At 54.0% G+C, this 7300-nt stretch carries 4 protein-coding genes; all 4 read right to left on the bottom strand.

The features are described from left to right. Nucleotides 1–2044: retention module-containing protein (locus FHS30_RS05800; protein WP_183909347.1), on the bottom strand; the 2044-nt coding region annotated here is incomplete at its 3' end. 85 nt (nucleotides 2045–2129) lie between these two features. Continuing rightward, nucleotides 2130–3413: a TolC family outer membrane protein gene (locus tag FHS30_RS05795; RefSeq protein ID WP_183909345.1), complete on the bottom strand. Its 1284-nt coding sequence runs from the start codon at nucleotides 3411–3413 to the stop codon at nucleotides 2130–2132. Nucleotides 3414–3742: 329 nt separating this feature from the next. Beyond that, the gene (locus FHS30_RS05790; protein ID WP_343048927.1) at nucleotides 3743–5119 is read right to left on the bottom strand and encodes an HlyD family type I secretion periplasmic adaptor subunit; all 1377 of its coding nucleotides are present in this window, start codon (nucleotides 5117–5119) and stop codon (nucleotides 3743–3745) included. After that, nucleotides 5100–7262: a type I secretion system permease/ATPase gene (locus FHS30_RS05785; RefSeq protein WP_183909343.1), complete on the bottom strand. Its 2163-nt coding sequence runs from the start codon at nucleotides 7260–7262 to the stop codon at nucleotides 5100–5102. The genes FHS30_RS05790 and FHS30_RS05785 overlap by 20 nt, the downstream gene beginning before the upstream one ends. Between the last annotated feature and the right edge of the window lie 38 nt (nucleotides 7263–7300).

The following is a 7300-nucleotide window of genomic DNA, read 5'->3' as shown; positions in this document are numbered from 1 at the left end:
CATCGGTAATGCTCACGGTGCCGCTCGCGGTGTTGTTGCCCGCGTCATCTTCGGTCACCGCGGTGTCGGTGGCCGTCACCGTGATCGCCGCCGCGTCACTCACCGCATTCACGGTCACAGCAATCGTTGCCGTGTCCGTACCACCCCGGCCATCGCTGATGGTGTAGCTGATGGTGTCGGCACCGTTGTAGTTGGTGTTCGGGGTGTAGCTCAAGGTGCCGTCGGGGTTGATGGTGACTGAGCCGTTGGTGGCACTCGCTGCCGTCACGGTCAGGCTATCGCCATCTGCGTCGGTGTCATTGCCGAGCACGTCGATATTGCTAACCGCCGTGTCTTCGTCGGTGATAATCGCTGTGTCATCGTTCGCTACCGGGGCAATATTGGCCGCAACAACAGCGCCTGTGGCCGTCGATAGAGGGCTTTCTGCAAACCCCTGATCATCGGTGTAAGTCGCCTGTACGGTAATGGCGCTACCGATCTGTGCGCCGGTCAAGGTATAGGTGTTGCCGGTCGCGCCGCCGATGGCGACGCCGTCTGCGTACCATTGGTAGGCAATGGGTCCGGTGGCGCCGTCTGGATCGCTGACGTTTGCGGTTAAGGTTTCATTTTCTTGAGGCGTGCCTGTAATGGTCACGTTTGCGCCGTCGTTGACGGCAACTACCGCCGCTGTAGCCGTCGAACTAGGGCTTTCTGAGAAGCCCTCGTCATCGGTATAGCTAGCCTGCACGGTGATGGATTTGCCCACCTCCGCATCGGTAAGGGTTAAGGTACTGCCGGTAGCACCGACAATGGCCACGCCGTCGGCGAACCATTGATAAGTGACAGCGCCCGTGGCGCCGTTGGCGTCGCTGATAGTCGCCGTTAGTGTTTCATCTTCAACAGCGTTGCCGCTGATCGCTACCGAGCCGGCCGTGTTTGGCCCTTGCACTTGATAGGCAAGCTGACTGGAGACTTGCTGGCTATTGCCGGCTGCATCGGTGGCGGTAAAGCTGGCGCTGATGGTCTGATCGGGATCGGCCTGTAAATCGGCACCGGCCACTTCGATGCTGAAGTTACCACTGGCATCCACTGCACCGGTGTAATTGACACCGTTAATGGCAAGACTGACGAGATCACCGGTGCTGAAATCACCGGTCACGCTACCCGTAATGACCACAGGGCCTGCCGCTTCATCTTGACTCAGGCGATTATCGGCGGTGACCGCGGATGTGAAATTAATGGTGGCATCGGCTTGGGTATCGATACCAAAACTACGAATAGCCTGAACGGAGCCCGCATTGACGGTCAGATTGTATTGACCATCTGCTGCTGCGAGCAGGTCGGCAGCGGGTACCGTGGCACTCCACTGGCCGTTGGCGACTTGCGCCTGATAGCTATTGCCATTAAACGAGACGGTGACCAAACCACCATCGGGCACATTGGCGGCGTTGCCCGTCAGCGTCAACGGCTGGCTTTGCTCTTGGGCATTGATAATGTCATCGATAGCCAGCGGATTAATGGACAATTGGGGCGCGGGCGTTGCGCCAAAGCCGTCGCTGTCTCGACCGCCAATGTCTTCAAACCGGCGGTTGGAGTCATATCCGATGGTGGACGTTTCGAAGCCGCTTTCTGGGGTTACGCGCTCGGCGGTGAGATCGACGCGAATGCCGCCTGTGCCAGCACTGTCTCCGCTACCAAACACCTGATTGCCGGCCGCCGCGGCTGGCAGTACTTCGTCGAGGCTCCGCCCCTCTTCCAAGGCCTGTTCAATGGCTTCAAAGTTAACGCCCGCTTGCAGGCTACCCTCTTCCGCTTGCTTGTCGAGCTCAGCGAGAAACGCCTTGTCAAAGCGCAGAGTTTCATTTTGACCCAAGGTGACAATGGCACCTTCACCTACGGCCATTAACAGCACAGCATTGGGGCCAGTGGTGAGCCATTCATTCAACGCCACGACGTCGTTGGCGGAAAGCGGACGTCGCTCCCCATTCGCATCGGTAACCCACGCATCCCCCTGCACAGCCATGATTCGGGTTAGGGTTACAGTTGCTGAGAACGCGTTAGCCATAGCTCACCTCAAAATACGAAAACACCGAGCAGTGCCCGGTTATGGTTCGGCCATAGCCGAGTTACAACATCTAACAGTTTAGCGGCTAATCACCACTTAAATAGGCCGTTAGATCGCCCATGGCATTCAAAATTCGGTATTGCGCAAATAGTCGATCATAATTGGCACCAATCAATGCCCTTTTAGAATCCAATACTTCATTTTCAGTGTTTAATAGATCTAAAAGTGTGCGCCGACCAATATTGAATTGCTGCTGGTAGGCCTTGCGGGTCGAGGTTGCCGCGCGCACATGCTCTTGCAGGTAGCGCAATTGGCTACTCACTGCCTCGTAGTTACTCCAGGACAAACGCATGCTTTCGACCACCTGACGGTGGGTGTTGTTGCGAATCTCGCGCGCCTCTTCCAACAGGTAGGCCGTTTGGCTGCGACGGGCCTTATCGGCGCCGCCATTGAAGAGGTTGTAACGCATGCGCAAGGCGACAATCAGATTTTCATCCTCGCCTTCAACGCCGCCTATGTTGTTGTCCAACCGCTTGTCCGCTTCCAGCTGAATTTGCGGCCAGTAGCTGCTGTCTGAGGCTTCATACTGGGCTTGTGCTGCGTTCACATCGGCCACAGCCGACAACAGGGTTGGATGGCGCTCCAGTGCCTGACCGACCGCGGCCTCCATGGTGGCGGGCAACGGTAAGCTTTGATCCGGCATGGTCATGGAGTTGGTATCGGGCAGGAATCCGACCACACGGTAAAAGTTGGTGCGTGCGTCCAGTAAGTTATTTTCCGCCACGACCAAGTTGCTGTTCGCCAGCGCCAAGCGCGCCGAGATTTGATCCAAATCGGCTCGACTGCCAACCCCAGAGCGGTTGCGCAAAACCATTTGGTCATAGATGTTCTGATGCTGCTTAAGGTTTTCTTTGGCCAGTTTCATGAGATCCAGCTGGCGCAGCAGGTTTAGGTACACTTCTGCGGTGCGCAGTGTGACGGACTCGGTCGATGCGAGGGCCAGATAGGATGCGCTATCAACCCGAGCGGTCTGGCGGTCAACTTCATCGGATGTCGCAAACCCGTCGAACACCATTTGCCTGGCCTGCAACGACAGTTCGTTGCGGGTGAGCCTGATGACGTCATCTTGGGTGCTGGGCTTGCGGGTTTCCTCGTAACCCACGCCGGCTGTGGCATCTAACCGAGGCAAAAACCCCGATTTGGCCAGTCGAACTTCAGCCTTGCGCGCATTGATTTCATGGCGAGCAGCGAGAATTTCTGGATGGGATTCCAGAGTATGCTTCACCGCATCTTGAAGTGATATAGCGTGACTGGAAGCCGCGACGCCCCACATGACGCTGGCGACGATAAGCGAACGAATTGCGATCATTTGCTACTAAAGCTCCTAAAGGTCCATCTAGCTCATTCTTTTGAATGATTTGTAATGTGACCAATTTCACATTCTTTGGCGCCAGAATGCAATTTTGGCTTAATAAAACTTCCTAAAGTGCGTTTTTATATAACCCAACGGTTATTTCAGACACCTAAATTTACGAATAACACCCTTGCAACACGCAAGGTTATTCCAACGCTAGGGTATATTCTCTTATGGAATAGGCAAGTGACAGGTTAAAACCTGCCATTTTTAAGACAAAAAACGCGAAGTCGATCGCTATTCTTAAGGTTTTGGCTATAAAAATGGTCCCTGCACCGAGAGACTTAGCGCTCCCTTAATGCCAACTGCTTAGTTTTTAGTATTGGCTTAAGAAGATAGTCTAGTATGGTTTTTTTGCCAGTGAGGATATCCACGCTGACGACCATGCCGGGAATGATCGGCATCAATTGCTCTTCGGTGCCCACAAAGGCTGCGTCCGTTTCCACGCGCACCAAATAATAGCTATCACCCTCTTCATCCACGATGGTGTCGGGGCTGATATTAACTACCCTGCCAGACAGGCCGCCATGGATGGCAAAGTCATAGGCGGTGACCTTAACGTTGGCCACTTGGCCGGGGCTGATAAACGCAATATCAGACGGTCTAATTCTAGCCTCTACCAATAATTTATCTTCACTTGGCACAATCTCTACGATATCTACCCCTGGACGGATCACACCACCAATAGTATCTACCATCATCTGCTTGACGGTGCCGGCGACAGGAGAGCGCACCAATGTCCGCTTTACGCGATCTTCAGCGGCCTTACTGGATTGAATCTGACGGGATAATTCACCGCGCACCTCAGCCAGCTCAGACTGCACCTCCGACTGAAATACCAGTCGGCTGGCCTCCAGCTTTTCTTTGACTTCGTCGATAGCCGCCCGAGCCCGGGGAATTGATAACTGCGCAGCCTCCAACTCACCGAGCAAATCGTTGCCTTGGCGCTCAAGGCGCAGCATTTCCACCTCAGACACGGCGCCGTCTGCCACCAGTGGCCGAGTGAGATTCAATTCGCTCTCCAGCAGCTTGTAACTGCGCTCCAGTTGGTTAGTGCGCGCAACCAACTCGCTCATTTCCTGCTCTTTTTGTAGCAACTGTTCGCGGATCACTCGCTCATTGGTTTTGCGTTCAAGCTTGCGACTTGAATACAAGGCGATCTCTTGCGCCACAAATTGCGGATCGACACCTTCGATCCCCTCGGGGGCAAACTCTTCCCCTGCGGCTTCCGCTTCTAGGCGCGCGACCTTTGCGGTCAACTGATCCAAGGTGACGTCTGTCTCTTGAAACGATGAACTGAATTGCGTGTCATCGATACGCAATAACGGCTGCCCACGGGTGACCATTTCACCTTCGCGCACAAATATCTCTTGCACGATGCCGCCTTCAAGGTTTTGGATGACCTGCAGCTTTTGCGATGGGATAACGCGCCCTTCGCCCCGGGTAAATTCATCCACCGCGGCCATAGCGGCCCACACCAATATCAGAAGTACAAAGGCTAAAATCGCCCACAACAGGATCTGCCCACCCTTGGGCGACTGCTGCAGCACCGCTGCAGCCGACGAATTCATGTAATTGAGATCTTCCTCATACTGCGGTCGCTCCGCAGGATCTTCCTCAGCGCCGATAAAGCGCCGCCATTCAGTGAGCCGTCGCAACACGTAACTGCCCCTTCTTCAATGCTTCTAACACCGCGTCTTTCGGTCCATCGGCCACCAATCGACCTTGATCCAAGACGATGATTCGATCCACCAGTGACAACAGTGAGGTTTTATGCGTCACCACAATAAGGGTGCGCCCTTCAGTTAAATCCGTCAGGTGGCGCTTCAAACGCTCTTCTGTGCTGTTATCCATGGCGGTGCTAGGTTCGTCCAGAATGTAGATCGGCGGCGCGTTCAAGATGGCTCTGGCAATCGCAATACTTTGTCGCTGTCCACCAGACAAAGCGGCACCTCGCTCACCCACTTGACGGTCGAGCCCCTGGGGATGTCGGTTGGCAAACTCAGCAACGCCACTCAACTCAGCTGCGCGCAGAAGATCGGCATCCGTGGCTAATGGATTTCCATAGACAATATTCTCGCGAATAGTGCCGAAAAACAGTGTGACGTCTTGCGGCACAGAGCCAATGTGCGCGCGCAACTCAGACGGATCAACCTGACTGAGATCAATGCCATCCACCAGCACCGCGCCCTGGGTTGGTCGATACAAGCCCGTCATCAGTTTTTGGACGGTACTTTTTCCGGAACCAATCCGGCCAATAATGGCCACGTGCTCACCCGGCGCAATTTTGAAACTGACATTGTGCACGGCCCACTGTTTTTCTTCTGGATAGGCAAAATTCACGGCGTCAAACGCGATGGCCCCACGGATGTCATTGCGCTGAACAAAAGGCTTTTGCTCATTGCGCTCCTGCGGCTTGCTAACGATTTCTTCTAAGGAGTCCAAGGCGGTTTTGGTTTGATGGTAGTTCACCATTAAGCCTGCCACTTGAGCCATGGGGGCCATGGCCCTTGCCGACAACATAACACAGGCAATGAGGCCGCCCATGGTGAGGTCTTTCGCCGCGATTTCGTACACCCCAACGATCACTAGCACCACTGCAGCGAGTTGCTGGATGGCGCCAGCCCCCACTGTTGTGGTGGCTGACAATAGCCGAACCTGCTGCCCCCATTGCGCCAGGTGGCCCACAGATTTTTCCCACAGGCGCTGCAATTTGCCTTCTGCGCCAATCAATTTCACGGTCTCAAGCGCGGTTAACGTCTCCACCAATGTGGCATTCTTTTGCGCCGAAGAACGGTAGGTTTCCTCGACGGCCACGCCCAGTTTGCGTTGCATAACCAGCGAAAATAACAGAATGACGGGAATGGCGGCCAAGGGAACCCACACCAATGGCCCGCCGATATACCCAATGACCAACAAAAAAAGCAGCGTAAAGGGCAAATCCACAAATGCGGTGACCGTTGTGCTGGTGATAAAGCTGCGTATGGATTCAAAATCGCGCAGTTGGCTGGCAAAAACGCCGACCGACTGCGGGTGCGCTTCGTACCGTGCACCCAACACGCGCTCGAATATAAATGCAGACAACTGCACATCGGCCTTTTTACCGGCCACCTCAATAAAATAATTGCGCAGTAATTTAAGTATCAAGTCAAAGCCGTACACCAAACAAACACCGATAGCCAAAACCCACAAGGTTTCCAACGCATCGTTAGGCACTACCCGATCATAGACATTCATCACAAACAGCGGGTTTGCCAAGGCAAATAGATTAATTAATACAGAGGCAATCAGCACATCGCGATAGATCCGCCAAGACTGGCCAATGACACGCCAAAACCAGTGACCTTGATGATCTTTAGACAGGTTTTCCGTGCGTTCATCATAGCGGTGCTCAGGTTTGCAGTAGATGCTGTAACCGCTATAGCTTGCAGCCAATTCTGACTCTGTAGTGATGATCTCCCCTTCCGAGTGGCTGTCGAGTAGTCGCAACTCACCGCTTGGCAGTCGCTCCAGCAAAATAACCGCCTGATTTTCCTCCAACAATAGAACCACAGGCAAAACCAAGGAGGGGATAGCATCGAGTTTGCGCTGCACGACTTTAGCGGACAAGCCGGCACGTTTAGCGGCGCGCACGAATAACTCTGGGGTTAAACAGTTATTGACGAGAGGTAAACCGGCAATCAGCGACGTGGCGGAGCACTGATGGTGCTCGCGCTTGGCCAACATTAATAAACAATCGAGCAGCGGATCTTGATGTTGGGTGCTAATGTCAGGGTTCGGATCTACCAAGGCCTCTGAATTCATTGCTATGCTCTTGTGTACACGTTAACTCAGCATAGTCT

The organism is Simiduia aestuariiviva (genome assembly GCF_014192475.1).
Lineage (GTDB): Bacteria > Pseudomonadota > Gammaproteobacteria > Pseudomonadales > Cellvibrionaceae > Simiduia > Simiduia aestuariiviva.
Note: the sequence above shows the minus strand (reverse complement) of the source record. Positions and strands in the feature narration are given on the sequence as shown.